Source organism: Gordonia bronchialis DSM 43247 (genome assembly GCF_000024785.1).
GTDB classification, from domain to species: Bacteria; Actinomycetota; Actinomycetes; order Mycobacteriales; family Mycobacteriaceae; genus Gordonia; species Gordonia bronchialis.
Map to the genome: position 1 here is coordinate 1,415,005 of NC_013441.1, position 18,527 is coordinate 1,433,531.

The 18,527-nt window shown below is 67.9% G+C and carries 14 protein-coding genes; 13 read left to right on the top strand and 1 reads right to left on the bottom strand.

Features of this window, described 5'->3' with window-relative positions; genetic code table 11:
* Positions 1–6 precede the first annotated feature (6 nt).
* The 5 genes from GBRO_RS06645 to GBRO_RS06665 all read left to right on the top strand — a co-directional run bounded on the left by GBRO_RS06645 (position 7) and on the right by GBRO_RS06665 (position 3,442).
* Positions 7–393 (top strand): hypothetical protein, encoded by a 387-nt coding sequence (locus GBRO_RS06645; protein WP_147290633.1) that lies wholly within the window; start codon positions 7–9, stop codon positions 391–393.
* Positions 394–403: 10 nt separating this feature from the next.
* The gene (locus GBRO_RS06650) at positions 404–1,024 is read left to right on the top strand and encodes a nitroreductase family protein (RefSeq protein ID WP_012833206.1); all 621 of its coding nucleotides are present in this window, start codon (positions 404–406) and stop codon (positions 1,022–1,024) included.
* A 2-nt stretch (positions 1,025–1,026) separates the two neighbouring features.
* Entirely contained in the window at positions 1,027–1,659 is a 633-nt protein-coding gene (locus GBRO_RS06655) for a TetR/AcrR family transcriptional regulator (protein ID WP_012833207.1), read from the top strand.
* 228 nt (positions 1,660–1,887) lie between these two features.
* Positions 1,888–2,640: a DUF5336 domain-containing protein gene (locus GBRO_RS26275; protein WP_012833208.1), complete on the top strand. Its 753-nt coding sequence runs from the start codon at positions 1,888–1,890 to the stop codon at positions 2,638–2,640.
* Positions 2,641–2,647: 7 nt separating this feature from the next.
* Positions 2,648–3,442, top strand: a complete 795-nt coding sequence (locus GBRO_RS06665) for a N5-glutamine methyltransferase family protein (RefSeq protein WP_012833209.1) — start codon at positions 2,648–2,650, stop codon at positions 3,440–3,442.
* 92 nt (positions 3,443–3,534) lie between these two features.
* Here GBRO_RS06665 and GBRO_RS06670 read toward each other — a convergent pair whose 3' ends face one another.
* A complete protein-coding gene (locus GBRO_RS06670) occupies positions 3,535–7,080 on the bottom strand; it encodes an indolepyruvate ferredoxin oxidoreductase family protein (RefSeq protein ID WP_012833210.1) in 3,546 nt (1,181 codons plus the stop codon).
* A 252-nt stretch (positions 7,081–7,332) separates the two neighbouring features.
* Here GBRO_RS06670 and GBRO_RS06675 point away from each other — a divergent pair, with 252 nt between their 5' ends.
* From GBRO_RS06675 to GBRO_RS06710, 8 genes are all read left to right on the top strand, one after another.
* Complete coding sequence (locus GBRO_RS06675; protein ID WP_012833211.1) at positions 7,333–8,913, top strand: carboxyl transferase domain-containing protein; 1,581 nt, start codon at positions 7,333–7,335, stop codon at positions 8,911–8,913.
* Positions 8,914–8,926: 13 nt separating this feature from the next.
* Positions 8,927–10,969 carry an acetyl/propionyl/methylcrotonyl-CoA carboxylase subunit alpha gene (locus GBRO_RS06680; protein WP_012833212.1) on the top strand — a complete coding sequence of 681 codons (2,043 nt, stop codon included), beginning with the start codon at positions 8,927–8,929 and terminating at the stop codon, positions 10,967–10,969.
* The gene (locus GBRO_RS06685; RefSeq protein ID WP_012833213.1) at positions 10,969–12,114 is read left to right on the top strand and encodes an acyl-CoA dehydrogenase family protein; all 1,146 of its coding nucleotides are present in this window, start codon (positions 10,969–10,971) and stop codon (positions 12,112–12,114) included. The genes GBRO_RS06680 and GBRO_RS06685 overlap by 1 nt, the downstream gene beginning before the upstream one ends.
* The gene (locus GBRO_RS06690; protein WP_012833214.1) at positions 12,111–12,593 is read left to right on the top strand and encodes a MaoC family dehydratase; all 483 of its coding nucleotides are present in this window, start codon (positions 12,111–12,113) and stop codon (positions 12,591–12,593) included. Before GBRO_RS06685 ends, GBRO_RS06690 begins: the two co-directional genes overlap by 4 nt.
* A 4-nt stretch (positions 12,594–12,597) precedes the next feature.
* Positions 12,598–13,485 (top strand): HpcH/HpaI aldolase/citrate lyase family protein, encoded by an 888-nt coding sequence (locus GBRO_RS06695; protein WP_012833215.1) that lies wholly within the window; start codon positions 12,598–12,600, stop codon positions 13,483–13,485.
* A gap of 16 nt (positions 13,486–13,501) precedes the next feature.
* Entirely contained in the window at positions 13,502–15,130 is a 1,629-nt protein-coding gene (locus tag GBRO_RS06700; protein WP_012833216.1) for an AMP-binding protein, read from the top strand.
* A complete protein-coding gene (locus tag GBRO_RS06705) occupies positions 15,127–17,091 on the top strand; it encodes an acetoacetate--CoA ligase (protein ID WP_012833217.1) in 1,965 nt (654 codons plus the stop codon). The genes GBRO_RS06700 and GBRO_RS06705 overlap by 4 nt, the downstream gene beginning before the upstream one ends.
* A gap of 141 nt (positions 17,092–17,232) precedes the next feature.
* Positions 17,233–18,429 (top strand): DUF5336 domain-containing protein, encoded by a 1,197-nt coding sequence (locus tag GBRO_RS06710; RefSeq protein ID WP_012833218.1) that lies wholly within the window; start codon positions 17,233–17,235, stop codon positions 18,427–18,429.
* Positions 18,430–18,527 lie beyond the last annotated feature (98 nt).

Genomic DNA, 18,527 nt, shown 5'->3' on the forward strand with positions numbered 1-18,527 from the left:
GATGCCGTGACCGCGACGACAACCACGACCGCAACCGTCGTGCACAGCGTGTCAGACGCCCCGCGCAGCAGCTCCACACCGTCCGCCACTTCCGACTCGGGTGTGTGGACTGGCACCTGGGAGTCCCTCGGCGAGTCGCGGGCTGCCGTGTTGACCGTGTCCTCGACGGATCCCCTCACCGCCCGGATCGACATCACTCCGGGCCGCTGCGGTGCCACCTGGACCGAGGAATCGCGGCGAACCGGGGCGGATGGTGTGGTGGTCGAGGTCGCCGCACGAGTGACCTACGGGGAGTGTTCGGACAACCGCTGGACGGTGCGGCTGACACCGGATCGAATCAGCGGGATCGACACCACGGACCCGTCCACCACAGTGAATTTCACGCGAGACTGAAGGAGTCTTCATGACCGAGTTGCTGCCGCTGGATCCCGACGAGCTGCTGACCACGACGCGGTCGGTGCGTAAACGTCTTGACCTGGAGCGCCCGGTCCCGATCGAGATCGTCCGCGAGGCACTCGAGGTGGCCCTGCAGGCACCGACGGGCAGCAACAGCCAGACCTGGCACTGGATCGTGCTCACCGAACCGGATCTCAAGAAGCGCGTGGGCGAGCTGTACGCGAAATCCTTTGCCACGTATTACGCCAACCAGGCACCACGGGACGAGACCGGTCAGCGGGTCGCGTCGAGTGCGCAGTATCTGGCCGACGTCATGGGAGACGTACCGGTGCTGGTCATCGGCGCCATCTACACCGGCGGGGAACTTCCGACCGGTAACCAGGCGGGTGTGTGGGGATCGTTGCTCCCGGGTGCCTGGAGTCTGTCGCTCGCGTTGCGAGCACGGGGACTGGGATCGGCCTGGACCACGCTGCACCTTGCCTACGAGTCGGAGGTCGCCGAACTCCTCGGCATCCCGCCGACCGTTCATCAGGGTGTGTTGCTGCTGGTGGCCTACACCAAGGGCACGGATTTCCGTCCGGCCGAACGCAAACCGCTCGACAAGGTCCTGCACATCAACGGGTGGTGAGCATGGCGGGCGCTTCCGATGGCGCGGCACCCGACGAACCCCGTCAGACCCGCCGGGGCCAGGCGAAGGCCGCGCGTCGTGCCGAACTGCTCGAGGCGGCGGCCCACCAGATGGCTGCGCGTGGGTTCAGTGCGGTGCGTCTCGAGGACATCGGCCGCGCGGTCGGGGTGAGCGGTCCGGCGATGTACCGCCATTTCGCGTCGAAGTCGGACCTTCTCGACGAGATGCTCGTCGACATCAGTCAACGTCTGCACGACGGGGGCGCCGAGGTGGTCGCCCGGGGTGCCGCACCCGCCGACACCCTCGCCGACCTCATCCGTTTCCACATCGACGTCCTCGTCACCAAACCCGACCTCATCGCTGTGCAGGACCGCGACCTCGCCGCCCTGAGCCCTGACGCCAATCACCGGGTGCGATCCCTGCAACGGCGTTACGTCGAGCAGTGGGTGGATGTGCTGGTGGCCTGCGGTGAGACCGGCGTCGGCGTCACGACCGACCGCGACGAGGCGCGGGTCCGGGTGCACGCGACCTTCGGGCTGCTGAACTCCTCGCCGCGGCTGCCCGAGTTCCCCGAGACCCGACTGCGGCCGCTGCTGACCACGATGGCCACCGACGCGTTGCTGGGACGTAGGTGAGGGGAGCCTCCGGGTGGCGACGAAACCTGTACTCGCCGTCGTGCCCCGAGCGGACTATCCGTCCGTGCGGGTCGAGGTGTCCAGATTTCGGTCGACGACGGGGAGTCCCCGACCGATCGGTCAGATGAAAACAGTCGCCGATACTGCATACCGGACGCGCGGCAATCTACGCTGAGGCGTCTGAGAGAGCCCAGGCCGCGGATCGCGGCACCGATAGGAGAGCAGAACGTGACTTCGCCAGATCCCAGCAAGGGCGGCAGCCAAGGACCCCAGTCGGGCGGTTTCCCGGGGAGTTCCGAGGCGACCTCCTACGTCCCGACCGGCGGCGCACCCGGCTACGGCACGCCCAACGCGCCGGCGAGCGGGCAGATCCCCGCCCAGAGCGGCCAGTGGAGTGCGCAGAATCCGGCTCCGCAGTTCGGCGGCGGTCACTACGATCCGAACGCCCAGTACGACCCGAATAATCAGTACGGCGCCTCGGGTGGGCAACCGTATGCGCCCCGCCCGCGTCCGGACCTGTCGCTGATCCTCGCGCTGGCGTCCGCGCTCCTCGGTATCGTCACCTACTTCATGGGCTTCGTCAGCTGGATCACGGTGGCCTCCGGGGTGGAGGACGAGGCCGACGACTGGGCCAACGACCTCGCGAACGGGGACACGGGCGTGCCCGGCTTCTTCTCCTACGAGATCCTCCTCAACCCGGGCAAGTTCCTCATCCTGCTCGGTGCCGTCGCCGTGGCCACGACCCTGGTTCTGGTGCCTCGCTATCGCAAGGCGCTGCCGTTCCTGGCGGTGATCGCCACCGCGGGATGGCTGGCCCTGTTCGCGGCCGCGCTGGCGTTGCCGCCCGTCGTCAACCTCGGTGCCGGCGCGATCGTGGCGCTGATCTTCGGTTTCCTGCAGGTGGCGTTGCTCCTGGGGGCGTCCTTCGTCTTCGGTCTGAAGCGTGACGAGGTGGCGCCGGACCCCGCGGTGGCTCGCTGATCGATCGGTGAACGACGACGAGCGCGGAGCAGCGGAGACCGATCCGCTGGTCCGCGCTCTTCGTCTGGGCGGCAGCGTGTTCGCCGAGGAGGAGGCGACACTGCTGCGCGCCGGCGCCGTCGATCCCGAGCAGCTCGCCGCCTGGTGTGCGCGTCGCGTCGCGGGGGAGCCGCTCGAGCACATCCTCGGCTGGGTCGGCTTCGCGGGTCTGCGTCTGGCGGTCGGCCCCGGGGTGTTCGTACCGCGTCAGCGCTCGGTGCTGGTGGCCGACGCCGCGGTCGCCCACATTCTTACGAGCGGCGCGAATCCGACGCTACTGGAGGCGTTTTGCGGTGTCGCACCCATCGCCACCGTGGTGCACCACCGCGTTCCCGGGGCTTCGATTCACCTCACCGACGCCGACCCGGTGGCGCTGCGATACGCCCGACGCAATGTCGGTGACGATGCCGGCGTGTACGTGGGACCGGGCTTTTCCGGTGTGCCCGCGCATCTTCGGGGTTACATCGACGTCGTTGCCGCGGTGCCGCCGTATGTTCCGGAGCGCGACTTCGAGCAGCTTCCGCACGAGGCCCGTGAGTACGAACCGCGCGCCGCGCTGATCGCCGGCCCCGACGGCCTCGACCATGTTCGGGAGCTGATCGACGATGCCGCCGAATGGCTTTCACCACACGGCGTGCTGGTCGTCGAGATGAATCATGCGCAGTTCGATGCGACGGCCGAGCATGCTCGCGCCCGGGGCTTGCGCGCCGAGGTGATCGTCGGCGACGACGGACAGACGGTGGTGGCGCGCCTTCGGCGTTGACCGTGTTCGCCTGCCCGGTCGACGCGAAGCGACGCACGATGAACGTGTTCGCCTGCCCGGTCAACGCGAGACGACGCCCCGTCAACGAGCGGTCAGATGCCCAACTCGGCCCGCATGCGCGCCATCTCGGCGTGGTAGCGCTCGACGTTGCGCATCTTGACACCCTCGTATCCGCGGACCATGTCGGGAAGCTGGGCGAGGGTGACGAGGGCGGGTCGTCGATCGTCGCCGACCCGGCCGGTGCGCAGTGCGTCGAGCATGGTGTCGACGAGTTCGCGGTACTCGACGATGAGCGCGCGTTCGGTGCGGCGGATCTCGTTGTGGCCGAAGGGGTCGAAGCGGGTGCCGCGCAGCTTCTTCATCTTGGCCAGGGCGGACATCGGGCGTTGCGACCAGGCGCCCAGCGACAGCTTCTCCTTCATGCCCATCGCGCGCAGCGTCGGCGGATGCAGGCGAACCGCGACCTTGGCGTCGTCGCCGAAGGATTCGGCGACCTGCTCGGCGAAGGCGGGGTCGGCGGTCAGCCGCGCCACCTCGTACTCGTCCTTGTAGGCCATCAGCTTGAACAGGTGCCGCGCCACCGCGTCGGTGAGGGCGGGATCGCCGGCCTCCTCGTGCACCCGGGTCACGACGCCGAGATACTCACGGGCGTAACGCTCGTCGGCGTAGGCGATGAGCTCGTCGTAGCGGATCGCGATGGTGCGGGCCAGATCGTCGGTGACGCCGAGGCCGTCGACGACGCGCAGTGCGGCGTCGCTCGGTGTGATCTCCGACGACGAGGACCCGTGCAACGCGGCGAGGACCGCCGTCACCGCGTCGGCATCGGCCACCACCTGCCGGCCGCGCCGGAACGCCTGCGTATTGGCCGACACCGCAACGCCGTTCAGCTCGATGGCCCGCTCGATCGATTCAGCGGAGATCGCCAGCGCGGCGGTCTGGTAGGCGGCACCGACCATCAGCATGTTGGCGTACTGCTCGTCACCGAACAGTTGCGTGGACAGCTCGCCGGAATCGAGGTACACCGCCCGTGACACCCGCGCGTCGATGGCCGAATGCACCTGCGCCGCGGCGGGGAAGCCGACGGTGGTGTCGATGACCATGAGCCCGGTGGGGATCTGGGTGGTGGACACCACCGCGACCGTCTTCTCCGCGGCGGCCACCTTGAGGTTCACCGGATCGGTGCCGACCAGCGGGTCGCACACCAGATACAGGTCGCAGTCGTCGGAGGCGACCTTGGCGGACTGCTCGGTGACCTGCGGCGAGACCTTCACGTCGCTCACCACGGCGCCGCCCTTCTGGGCCAGGCCGGTCATGTCGACGGTGCGCGAGAAGTGCCCGTCGAGCACGGCGGCGGTCGCGAGCACCTGAGACACCGTCACCACGCCGGTGCCGCCGATCCCGGTGACCCGCAACGAGAACGTGTCCCGCAGCGGCCGCAGCGCCGGGACCGGCAGCGCCGATGCGTCGATGTCCTCCGCCCGCACCGACTTGCGGCGTGTTCGCGGGGTGACGGTGACGAACGACGGGCAATCGCCCTTGAGGCAGGACATGTCGAGGTTGCAGGAACTCTGGTCGATACGGGTCTTGCGGCCGAATTCGCTGTCCACCGGGTGCACCGACAGGCAGTTGGACTTCTCGCCGCAATCGCCGCAGCCCTCGCAGATGCGCTCGTTGATCATCACTCGCGTCGTCGGGGTCTCCATGGTGCCGCGCTTGCGCTTGCGCCGCTTCTCGGCGGCACAGTGTTGGTCGTGGACGAGGACCGTCACACCCGGAACCGTGGCGAGTTCGGTTTGCACGTCCAGCATCTCGTCGCGGTGGCGTACCTCGACGCCGGACGGGAGCCGCAGATCACGGGTGCGCTGCGGGTCGTCGGAGGTCACCACGATGCGGGCCACGCCCTCGTCGAGCAACAGCGAGGTCAGGCGCGGCAAACTCATGGCGCCCACCGGATCCTGACCGCCGGTCATCGCGACGGTGCCGTTGTAGAGCAGCTTGTAGGTGATGTTCTCACCGGACGCGACAGCCGCTCGCAGCGCCAGCGACGCCGAATGCATGAACGTGCCGTCGCCGACGTTCTGCACAAAGTGATCGGCTTCCACGAACGGGGCCATGCCGATCCACTGCGCACCTTCGCCACCCATCTGGGTGACCCCGGCGACGTCGCCGACCTGCCGCGGGTCCATCAGCAACACCATGGCGTGACAACCGATTCCGGCACCCACCAGGGTGTCCGGCGAGACCTTGGTGGAGCTGTTGTGCGGGCAGCCCGAACAGAAGTACGGGGTGCGCACCGCCAGCGGGAGCTCGATGCGCGTGGGCCGCGCGGACTTGCGGTCCAACCAGGCCTGCGCGGGTTCGACGCCGTGCCGGGCGAGTCGTGCGGCCAGGCCGCGGCACACGGCGTCCACATCGAGTTCGCCGAAGCGCGAGAACAACATCGAGCCGTCCTCGTGGGATTTGCCGACGATGCGCGGCGCGCGCGGATGGCGGAACAGGATGTCGCGCATCATCGTCTCGATGAAGTCGCGCTTCTCCTCGATGACGATCACCTCGTCGAGGTCGCCGCGCGCGGTGCCGAACATGAACTCGTCGAGGATCTCTCGCTCGATGGGGTACACCATGCCGAGTTTGAGGATGCGGATACCCAGGCGGCGCAGATCGTTGTCGTCGATGCGCATGAGGCGCAGCGCTTCCCGCAGATCGAGATATGTCTTGCCGGCGGCGACGATACCGATCCGGTCGTCCGGGCTGGACACGACGATCCGGTTGATGCCGTTGAGTCGGGCGTACTCCAGGGCGCGCGGGATCCGGGTGGTCAGCTGATTCTGTTCGAGCTCCATCAGGTTGGCGCCGAGCAGCCGTCCGCTCGGCACATGCGGGCTGCGGCCGAGGTCGCCGAGGTCGGGCACGATCCGGTCGGGGGAGACCTCGGCGGTGGTGGCGCCATCGGCGACGTGCGCGGAGATCTTCATCGACGTCCACAGTCCGCTGACGCGGCTCATCACCGCCGCGTGGACGCCCAGGTCGAGGATGTCCTGCGAGTCGCCGGGGTAGAGGATCGGCATGTAGAGATCCGCCAGCGCCATCTCCGACGCGCAGGGGACCGTGGAACTCTTGGCGCCCGGATCGTCGCCGACGAGGGCCACCGCGCCGCCGTCGGGATGGGTGCCGATGAGGTTGGCGTGGCGCAGGGCATCGGTGGCGCGGTCGAGTCCGGGGGCCTTGCCGTACCAGTACCCGACGACGCCGTCGCGGTTGTCGCTCAGCGCGGCGACCTGTGCGGCGACCTGGGAACCCATCACCGACGTCGCGGCGAGCTCCTCGTTGAGGCCGGGCCGGTGAACCACGTCGTAGGGGTCGAGGTACTTGCCCCGACGCGCGATCTCGAGGTCATAGCCGGCCAGCGGCGAACCCTCGTAGCCGGAGATGAAGGAGGCGGTCCGTAGGTTCTGGCGGCGGTCGACGCGAGCGCGGTCGCGGACCATGCGCACCAGGGCCTGGATGCCGGTGAGGAAGATGGTGCCCGATTCGCGGGTGTAGCGGTCGTCGAGCGAAAAGCTGGTGTCACCTGCGCTGTCACGGGTCGCCGGGGGCTGTGCGGCGAGCCGGGGTGCGCGGTCGTCTGCGAGGGTCATGGGGTCACCTGGCCTTTGCGTGTGTAGGTCGCCGGTGGGCTGTTGATGAGGCGTCGCGGCGGCGTGGTTGTGCGAAACCCAGGGGTGGCGGGCTCATCACCACGATACGAGGTGAACGTGACCGGCGTCACGTAGCGCGGTGTGGAACGCACGAAAGTTGCGTGGGCGCACTGTTTGCCGCCAAGCGGCTGACAGTTCCTTGCGGCTCGTGTATCGTACGGTTTCAGTTAATCGTCAATAACTGAGAGGTCGATGGTGACCACAACGCTCGAGGGCTTCCGGGCCACCCATGAGCAGAATGTCGCGACGCTGCGTGAGCGTCTGTCCACCGTGGCGCAGGGCGGCGGGCAGAAGGCCCGCGACCGGCACGTCGCTCGCGGAAAACTGCTACCTCGCGACCGTGTCGACGGTGTGCTCGACGCCGGATCGCCCTTCGTGGAGATCGCGCCGCTGGCCGCCTACGGCATGTACGACGAGAAGGCGCCGTCCGCCGGGGTCATCGCCGGTGTCGGCCGCATCGCCGGCCGCGAATGCATGATCGTCGCGAACGACGCCACGGTCTCCGGCGGCACCTACTACCCGATCACCGTGAAGAAGCATCTGCGCGCCCAGGAGATCGCCGCGGCCAACCGGCTGCCGTGCATCTACCTCGTCGACTCCGGCGGCGCCATGCTTCTCGCCCAGGACGAGGTCTTCCCCGACCGCGACCACTTCGGCCGCATCTTCTACAACCAGGCGACGATGAGCGCCGCCGGCATCCCGCAGATCGCGGCCGTCCTCGGGTCGTCGACCGCCGGAGGCGCCTACGTCCCGGCGATGAGCGACGAGACCGTCATCGTGCGCAATCAGGGCACGATCTTCCTGGCCGGTCCGCCGTTGGTGAAGGCGGCCACCGGTGAGGACGTGAGCGCCGAGGATCTCGGTGGCGGGGCGATGCACTCGTCGGTCTCGGGTGTCACCGACCATCTCGTCGACAATGATCAGCAGGCGCTGGCCAAGGTGCGCGACATCGTGGCCACCCTGGGGCCGCGGGAGGCCGCGCAGTGGGAGACCGTGCCCACCCGTGACCCGATCCGCCCGCAGACCGACATCTACGACGTCGTCCCCACCGACTCCCGCACCCCCTACGATGTCCGCAAGGTCATCGAGATCATCAGCGACGCAGGACAATTCCATGAGTTCAAAGAGAACTACGGCACCACCCTGGTGACCGCATTCGCGCATGTGCACGGTCATCCGGTGGGCTTCATCGCCAACAACGGTGTCCTGTTCAGCGAATCCGCGCTCAAGGGAGCACATTTCATCGAGCTCTGCGATCAGCGTCGAATCCCGCTGGTATTTCTGCAGAACATCACCGGCTTCATGGTCGGCCGCGCCTACGAGGAAGGCGGCATCGCGAAGAACGGCGCCAAGATGGTCAACGCCGTCGCCTGTGCGCGAGTCCCCAAGCTCACCGTGATGATCGGCGGTTCCTTTGGCGCGGGCAACTATTCGATGTGCGGGCGGGCCTACTCGCCGCGCTTCCTGTGGAGTTGGCCCAACGCACGGATCTCGGTGATGGGCGGACCGCAGGCGGCCGACACGCTGGCCACGGTGCGCCGCAACCAGATCGAACGGTCCGGACAGGACTGGTCGGCCGACGACGAGGAGACGTTCAAGAAGCCGATCCGCGATCAGTTCGAACGCCAATCCGACGCCTACTATTCGACGGCGCGGCTCTGGGACGACGGCATCATCGATCCCGCCGACACCCGTGATCTCCTCGGACTGGCCCTCGAAACCTGCCGATACGCACCACTGACCGATCCGCGCTACGGCGTCTTCCGGATGTGAGGACATGACCGACATGATCAGACCCATTCGCAGTGTCCTGGTGGCCAACCGCGGCGAGATCGCCTGCCGCGTCATCGACACCCTGCGCCGCATGGGAATTCGCAGCATCGCCGTCTACTCCGACGCCGACGCGACCGCGCGCCACGTCCGCGAGGCCGACGTCGCGGTCCGCATCGGGCCGGCCGCGGCCACACAGAGTTACCTCGACATCGCCAAGGTCGTCGACGCGGCGCGGCAGACTGGTGCCGACGCGGTTCATCCCGGCTACGGATTCCTCTCCGAGAACCAGAAATTCGCGGCCGCACTCGCCGAGGCGGGCATCGCGTTCATCGGACCGCCGGCCCAGGCGATCGCAACCATGGGCGACAAGATCACCGCCCGCGCCGCGGTCACCGAACGTGACGTTCCGGTGGTGCCCGGGCTGTCCCGGCCCGGCCTCACCGACGACGAACTGATCGCGGCGGCCCCCGACATCGGCTTCCCGGTGCTCATCAAGCCGAGTGCCGGCGGTGGCGGCAAGGGTATGCACCGCGTCGAGAACGCCGACGATCTGCCCGACGCGCTGGTCCGGGCCCGACGCGAGGCGGCATCCGCCTTCGGCGACGACACCCTGTTCCTCGAGCACTTCGTCGACACACCCCGCCACATCGAGGTGCAGGTCCTCGCCGATCAGCACGGCAACGTCATCCACCTCGGTGAACGCGAATGTTCGCTGCAGCGCCGGCATCAGAAGGTCATCGAGGAGGCGCCGTCGGTCCTGCTCGATGAGACCACACGCGCCCGCATCGGGGCCGCCGCCTGCGACGCCGCCCGCAGTGTCGGCTACACCGGCGCGGGTACGGTCGAATTCATCGTCTCGGCGCACCGGCCTGACGAGTTCTTCTTCATGGAGATGAACACCCGCCTGCAGGTCGAGCACCCCGTGACGGAGATGGTCACCGGAATCGACCTGGTGGAACAGCAGATCCGGGTGGCGCGCGGGGAGAAGCTCGGCTACGCCCAGGACGACATCGTGCTGCGCGGCCACGCGATCGAGGCCCGCGTCTACGCCGAGGACCCGGCCGCGGGTTTCCTCCCGACCGGAGGTCGCATCGAGGCACTGGTGCAGCCCGAGGGGCAGGAGCACAGCGGGATTCGGGTCGACTCGGCCATGCTCGCCGGCCTCGAGGTCGGCAGCGACTACGACCCGATGCTCGCCAAGGTCATCGCCCACGGCAGCGACCGGGAGGAAGCCCTGGAACGTCTTGATCACGCGCTGGCCCACACGCGGGTGCTCGGCGTGGTCACCAACATCGACTTCTGCCGGTTCGTGCTCGCACAGCAGGCCGTCGTCGACGCCGAGCTCGACACCGAACTACTCGACCGACTCGTCGTCGATTATCAAGCACCCCAACCTGTTCCGGAGGCTCTCGCGCTTGCCGGCCTGGCCCGGATCGGTACCCGTGACCGCGGCGACGTATGGCAGTCGTCGGTCGGGTGGCGGATCGGCGGGCGCGCCTCGGTGGTGACCCGGCTGGTCAGCGGTGGCGAGCACTTCACGGTGTCGGCGCGGGTGGACGCCGCCGACGAGCAGACGCTGACGGGTGAGGTGACGGTCGAGGCAGAAGCAGAAACCCCGGGGGAGCCATGGCGGGCCGCGGTGCAGTATCGGCCGGTCAGAAGCCGCGGTGACCGCACCGGGCGCCTCGTCGTCGACGGCGTGAGCCAGTCCTGGACGTCGGCACTGGTCGGGGACACCTGGTGGGTGGCCGGGCCGCACGGAACCTGGCAGCTCGCGCTGGCCCGCCCGATCCTCGACGAGGCCGCCGCAGACAACGCCGGTGAGATCCTCAGCCCGATGCCCGGAACCGTGGTGGCCGTCGGCATCGAGGACGGCGCCGAGGTCACCGCCGGCACCGCGGTCGTGGTGGTGGAGGCCATGAAGATGGAACACGCGCTGACCGCGCCGATCGACGGAACCGTCGCGCTCACAGTCAAGGTCGGCGACAAGGTATCCGCGGGTCAGGCACTCGCTCATGTTCAAGCAGACCCCGCACAAGCAGCTCAGGAGAACTGATGGAACTCACTCAGGAGTACACCGACCTCATCGCCAGCGTGCGCGACTTCGCGCAGTCGGTGGTGGCACCGGTGTCGGCCAAACACGATGCCGAGCACAGCTTTCCGTACGAGGTCATCGCCCAGATGGGTCAGATGGGGCTCTTCGGCCTGCCGTTCCCCGAGGAGTACGGCGGCATGGGTGGCGATTACTTCGCCCTGTCGCTCGCGCTCGAGGAACTCGGCAAGGTGGATCAGTCGGTCGCCATCACCCTGGAGGCCGGCGTCAGTCTCGGGGCGATGCCGATCTTCCGGTTCGGCAGTGAGGAGCAGAAGCAGCAGTATCTGCCCGATCTCACCTCGGCGCGGGCGCTGGCCGGCTTCGGACTGACCGAACCCGGCGCCGGCTCCGATGCGGGGGCCACCGCGACCACCGCCAAGGACGACGGCGATTCGTGGATCATCAACGGCGCCAAGCAGTTCATCACCAACTCGGGCACCGACATCACCTCGCTGGTCACCGTCACCGCCGTGACGGGCACCAAAGACGATGGCCGCAAGGAGATCTCGACCATCATCGTGCCGTCGGGCACCCCCGGATTCACCGCCGAGCCGCCCTACAACAAGGTCGGCTGGAACGCGTCGGACACCCACCCGCTCTCGTTCGCCGATGTGCGTGTGCCCAAGGAGAACCTGCTCGGTACCCGGGGCCGCGGCTACGCGAACTTCCTGTCCATCCTCGACGAGGGACGTATCGCGATCGCCGCGCTGGCCACCGGTGTCGCCCAGGGCTGCGTCGACGAAAGCGTGAAGTATGCCAAGGATCGCAAGTCCTTCGGCAAGCCGATCGGCGAGTACCAGTCGGTGTCGTTTGCGATCGCCCGGATGGAGGCCCGGGCCCACGTCGCCCGTACCGCCTACTACGATGCGGCGGCAAAGATGCTGGCGGGCAAGCCGTTCAAGAAGGAGGCCTCCATCGCGAAGATGATCGCGAGTGAGGCAGCGATGGACAACGCGCGGATGGCCACCCAGATTCACGGCGGGTATGGCTTCATGAACGAGTACCCGGTGGCCCGGCACTACCGTGACTCCAAGATCCTCGAGATCGGTGAGGGCACCACCGAGGTGCAACTCATGCTGATCGCCCGGGAATTGGGGTTCGCATGAGTGAGCCGCAGCGGATCGTCCAACGCGGACTGTGGTTCGACGAGTTCGAGGAGGGCACCGTCTACGAGCACCGGCCGGGCCGGACGGTGACCGAGGCCGACAACGTGCTCTTCACGACGCTGACCATGAACACGCAGGCCCTGCATCTCGACGCGGCGTGGTCGGCGCAGCAGCCCGGCTTCGGTGGGCAGCGGCTGATCAACTCGATGTTCACCCTCTCGACCATCGTCGGGCTGTCGGTGTCGCAACTGACCCAGGGCACCCTGGTGGCCAATCTCGGGTTCTCCGAGGTCGCGTTTCCGGCGCCGCTGTTCGCCGGCGACACCCTGTACGCGGAAACCGAATGCACCGGCAAGCGTGAATCGCGGTCGCGGCCCGGTGAGGGCGTGGTGAACTTGACGCACATCGGTCGCAACCAGCACGGCGAGGTGGTCGCCCGGGCGGCCCGGGCGACGCTGGTGCGCAAGAAACAGGAGTGAGCGAATGCAATTCGACGCCCCTATCAGCGTCGCAGCACAACTGACCAGCGCATGGCTGCCTCCCGGGCCGGCGATGCTTTTCTGTCCGGCCGATCGCCCTGACCGGTACGAGAAGGCGATGGAGCGGGCCGATGTGGTGATCCTCGACCTCGAGGATGCGGTCGCACCGGAGAACCGGGTGGCCGCCCGTGAGGCGATGATCGCGCATCCGATCGATCCGGACCGGACCGTGGTGCGGATCAACCCGGCGGGCACCGGCGACTACCGCCGTGACCTCGCCGCCGTCGTCGAGACCAACTACCGCGTCGTCATGCAGGCCAAGGCGCAGGACACGGCGTCGATCCTCGACACCTCGCTGCAGACGATCGCGCTCATCGAGACCCCGCTCGGCGCGACCCGCGCCCACGAGATCGCCGAAACCGTCAACTGCATCGGGTTGATGTGGGGCGCCGAGGATCTGGTGGCCGGTCTCGGTGGGAAGTCGAGCCGCTTTGGCCCCGACGAGAAACACCCGGGGCAGTACCGCGACGTCGCCCGCTGGGTGCGTTCGATGACCCGCATCGCGGCCGCGGCCCACGGCAAATTCTCGATCGATTCGGTCCACCTCGACATCAACGACACCGCCGGCCTCATCGACGAGGTGCGTGACGCGGTGGCTCTCGGGTACACCGCGACCGCCTGCATCCATCCCTCCCAGGTGCCCTACGTCCGCGACGGGTACCGGCCGTCCGACGACGAGATCGACTGGGCCAGGCGGGTCGTCGACGGATCGGCGGCCGCCGGCGGTGGCGTGTTCAGCCTCGACGGACAGATGATCGACGGTCCGGTCCTGCGGCAGGCAGAGGTCGTCCTGACCAGAGTCAACGCGGCATCTCCCGACACCACCGAATGAGAATCGGAGCGAGAACATGACCGAATTGGCCTATGCGCGTGGCGAAGAGAACCCCGCGCTGCTGACCGAGACCATCGGGGCCACGCTGGCCTTCACCGTCGAGGCCTACCCGGACAACGTCGCACTGGTGGACGCGGCGGCCGGGCGGCAGTGGACCTATCGTGAATTCCACCGGGAGGTACGCGCGCTGGCGGCTGGGCTGCTGCGGCTCGGCGTGGGTGTCGGCGATCGCGTGGGAGTGTGGTCCCCGAACCGATACGAGTGGGTGTTCACCCAGTACGCGACCGCCGAGATCGGCGCGATCCTGGTCAACATCAACCCGGCCTACCGGCAGAACGAGGTGGAATACGCGCTGGCGCAGTCGGAGATCGGCGTCGTGATCGCCGCCGAACGGTTCAAAGACTCCGCCTATGCGCAGATGCTCGACGAGGCCCGGCCGAAGTGTCCCGAACTGCGTGAGGTGGTGCTGTTCTCCTCGTCGCAGTGGGATGAGTTGACCGCGGACCCCACCGACGCCGAGTTGGCGCAGGTGGCCGACGTCGCGGCGACGCTCTCGCCCGACGACGCGATCAACATCCAATACACTTCCGGCACAACCGGATTCCCCAAGGGTGCCACGCTGACCCACCGCAACATCGGCAACAACGGCTACCTGGTGGGGGAGTTGCTCAACTACACCGACGCCGACCGTATCTGCATCCCGGTGCCCTTCTATCACTGCTTCGGGATGGTCATGGGCAACCTCGCGGCCACCAGTCACGGTGCGGCCATGGTGATCCCGGCCCCCGCCTTCGACCCGGAGGCCACGCTACGGGCGGTCGCCGAGTACCGCTGCACCAGTCTCTACGGCGTGCCCACCATGTTCATCGCCGAACTCGCGCTGCTCGACGGTGGGGCATCGCACGACCTGTCGTCACTGCGCACCGGGATCATGGCCGGCTCACCGTGTCCCGAACACGTGATGCGTCAGGTCATCGACCGGATGAACATGGGGCAGGTGTCGATCTGCTACGGCATGACCGAGACGTCGCCGGTGTCGACGCAGACCCGCGTCGACGACCCGCTGGAACTGCGCGTCACCACCGTGGGGCGGGTGGGTCCGCATCTGGAGATCAAGGTGGTCGACCCCGTCACCGGAGAAACGTTGCCGCGCGGCGAAACCGGCGAGTTCTGCACGCGCGGGTACAGCGTCATGAAGGGCTACTGGAATCAGCCGGAGAAGACCGCGGAGGCCATCGACGGCGACGGCTGGATGCACACCGGCGACCTCGCGGTGATGGCGCCCGACGGCTACGTGGCCATCACCGGACGCATCAAGGACATGGTGATCCGCGGCGGCGAGAACATCTACCCGCGCGAGATCGAGGAGTTCCTCTACACCCATCCCGACATCCTCGACGCCCAGGTGATCGGGGTGCCCGACGAGAAGTACGGCGAGGAACTGATGGCGTGGGTGCGGTTGCGTAAACCGGCCACCGATCTGACCGCCGAAGACGTCCGCGAGTTCGCGACAGGCAAGATCGCCCACCACAAGATCCCGCGGTATGTGCACGTGGTCAAGGAGTTCCCGATGACGGTGACCGGGAAGGTGCGTAAAGTCGCGATGCGCGAAGAGGCGGCCGAGATCCTCGAGCATCTTCGATGAGCGAACCCACCGTGCAATCCTTCCTGCAACACCTGCACGACAACGGCATCGACGTCGGCGAGGGTTACGACGCGCTCTGGCAGTGGTCGGTGGACTCGCCGGCGGCCTTCTGGCGCGCGGTGTGGGATTTCTTCGATCTCGATGCCATCGCGGCGGCGCCCCTCGGTGACGGTGACGCCGCGGTACTCGCCGATGACCGGATGCCCGGCGCCCGTTGGTTTCCCGACATCCGGCTGAACTACGTCGAACAGATCCTGCGGCATGCGGATCTGCCGGGCGCGGCGATCGTCGGTGTCGACGAGACGGGTGCACGCACCGAGATCGCCTGGTCTACGTTGCCCTCGATGGTCGGTGCGCTGGCGGCCACACTGGCCGAACTCGGTGTGGGGGAGGGAGATGTGGTGGCCGCCTATCTTCCCGACATCCCCGAGGCCGTCATCGCCTTTCTGGCCACGGCCAGTCTGGGCGCCATCTGGTCGGGCTGCGGACAGGACTACGCGCCGGGAGGGGCCGCGGGCCGCCTGGCACAGCTCGAACCCAGGGTGCTGTTCTCGTGTGACGGATACCGCTACAACGGCAAGAACATCGACAAGGCGGCCGACAGCGCTGCCCTGGCCGCGCTGCTTCCCGGATTGCGGGGGCACATCGTCGTGGGCACGGGAGAGGTTGCCGCACAATCCGATCCGCAGCTCGCGGTGCTGTCGTATCGGGAGGCGGCCGAGCGTGAGGTGTCGGCTCCGGCACCGCGCGCGGTCGCCTTCGATCATCCGCTGTGGGTCCTGTTCAGCTCGGGTACCACCGGGCGCCCCAAGGGCATCGTGCACGGCCACGGCGGAGTGGTGATCGAACACCTCAAGGCGGCCGGACTGCACGGCGGTCTGGGGCCGGGCGACGTGTTCTTCTGGCAGACGGCTCTGAGCTGGATGATGTGGAACTACCAGGTGGCCGGGCTGCTCGTGGGCGCACGCATTGTCTGTTACAGCGGGTCGCCGCTGTATCCCGACGCCGATCGGCTGTGGCAGATCGTCGCCGACGAGCACGTGACCTATTTCGGCACCAGTCCCGGGCAGCTGCAGGCCTCCCGCAAGGCGGGCCTGGCACCCGGACGCGACCACGACTTGTCGGCGTTGCGCACCCTGGGCAGTACCGGGTCGTCGTTGGCGAGCGACCTGTTCACCTGGGTCGACGACAATGTCAAAGCCGGCCTGCCGATCTCGTCGATCAGCGGCGGCACCGACGTGGTGACGGCGTTCGCGGGCGGGTCGCAAGGTGAGCCGGTGGTCGCGGGTGAGCTGTCGGTTCGCTATCTCGGGGTGGCACTGGAGAGCTGGGCGCCCGATGCCACCCCGTGGATCGGTGAGGTCGGCGAGATGGTGGTGACCGCGCCGATGCCGTCGATGCCGGTCGGATTCTGGCGTGACGACGACGGATCACGCTATCGCGCAGCCTATTTCGAACACGAATGGGAGGGTGACGGACCGGACGGCCCGGTGTGGCGGCACGGTGACTGGGTGACGGTGACCGAGCGCGGATCGCTGATCATCCACGGCCGCAGCGACGCCACCCTCAATCGGCAGGGCATCCGGATGGGGTCGGCCGACATCTACGAGGTCGTCGAGGGCCTCGACGAGATCGCGGAGGGCTTTGTCCTCGGCGTCGACGGCCCCGGCGGCGCCTATTGGATGCCGTTGTTCGTCACGCTGGTGCCGGGCGCGACGCTCGACGACGATCTGCGCGCCCGCATCGCGTCGGAGATCCGACGCCGGTTGTCGCCGCGACATGTCCCGGATGAGGTGATCGAGGCGCCGGGGATTCCGCACACGCGTACCGGCAAGAAGCTCGAGGTGCCCATCACCGCCATCCTGGCCGGTCACGCCGAGGTCAACGTCGACCCGAAGGCCGTCGACGATTTCGCGCTGATCGACTGGTACGCCGCCCGGGGACGCGAACACCGCTGGTGAGCGCACTGCGGGCGGTCACGTGGTGGTGCTCTCCGGCCCGCCACGGAGGAGACGGTGTCGCCTCGCGGGACGACGACGGTAGCGTGTGCACAGACAAGTAGTCACCTGTTACTCCACCGATCCGCGAGCAGGAGAGAACACATGAGCTATCAGTCCGGGGGATACGGGCAGCAGCCCGGGTCCGGCCAGACCTACGGCCAGGGCGGTCAGGCGGGTTACCCGCAGGCCGGGTCGCAGGAGTCCGGTGCCGCACAATCCGGTTCCCAGCCCTACGGCCAGTACACCGACCCCTCTGCGCAGTCGGGCTCCGGCCAGCAGGATTCGGGGCAGCAGTCCTACGGGCAGTACGGCCAGCAGCCGTATGGCCAGCAGTACGGTGATCAGTCCTACGGTCAGCAGTCCTATGGCCAGCAGGGCTACGGCCAGCAGGGTTACGGCCAGCAAGGCTACGGGTACGGCTACGCCCAGCCCGCACCCAGCCAGGGTCTGCCCGCGATCACGCCGGTCATCGTCGCCGGTGCGCTCGGCCTGTTCGGGCTGATCGTGCTGTTCTGCGGCTTCGCCACCGCCTGGAGCTACGAGTCGTCGTACTCGTCGAGTTCGATCAAGGTCTTCGACTCGAACTACGCGGTTCCGTACGCGCTGGTCGTGGTGGCCGGTCTGCTGGCGCTCGTCACGCTGATCCCGAAGATCGCCTACCGGGCCGCACCGGTGGTCGCCGCACTCACGGTCGCTGCCGCCTTCATCGTGATCTTCCAGTTCGCCACGGACGACAGCGACACCGGTGCCGGTGCCATCATCCTGCTGATCCTGGCCATCCTGATGGCTCTGATCGCCATCTTCTGGCTGATCATCGAAGCCGGGCTCGTGAAGGTTGCACCCGGCGCGGGTGCAGCCGCGGCCGGTGTCACGGCCGCCTCGACGGGTACGGGCACCTCGGCGGCGCCGGCGGAGACCGCCGGCTACGGCGAGGGACAGACCACCGCCTATGGCACCGGTGCCGGTCAGGGTCAGGCGGCTTCGGCGTACACGTCGCAGCCGCAGGCCACCGACTCGGCGCAGGGGTCCTATGGCGAGTCCACCGCGCAGGGGAACTACGAGACGCAGTACTCGTCCGGTCAGTCGTATGCGCAGCAGCCCTATTCGCAGCCCTACGGATCGCCTTACGGGCAGGCCCAGGCTGCTCCGTCGTCGGGATACTCGGCGGGCGACGCCTCGTCGGACAGCGGTTCGGCCGGGTCCCCGCAGGCGGGTGAGTCGGCCGCCGGCGACGCGTCGTCGGGCACCGACCACGCAACCACGGTCTACAAGCGTCCGGAGCCCCCACAGGGCAACTGACGTCCACGCATGCGGCCCCGCCCGGGAACAAACATCCGGGCGGGGCCGCTCGCGTGTGGCGGGTACCGTCGCGGTGATCACACTGTCTTCTCAGGCCG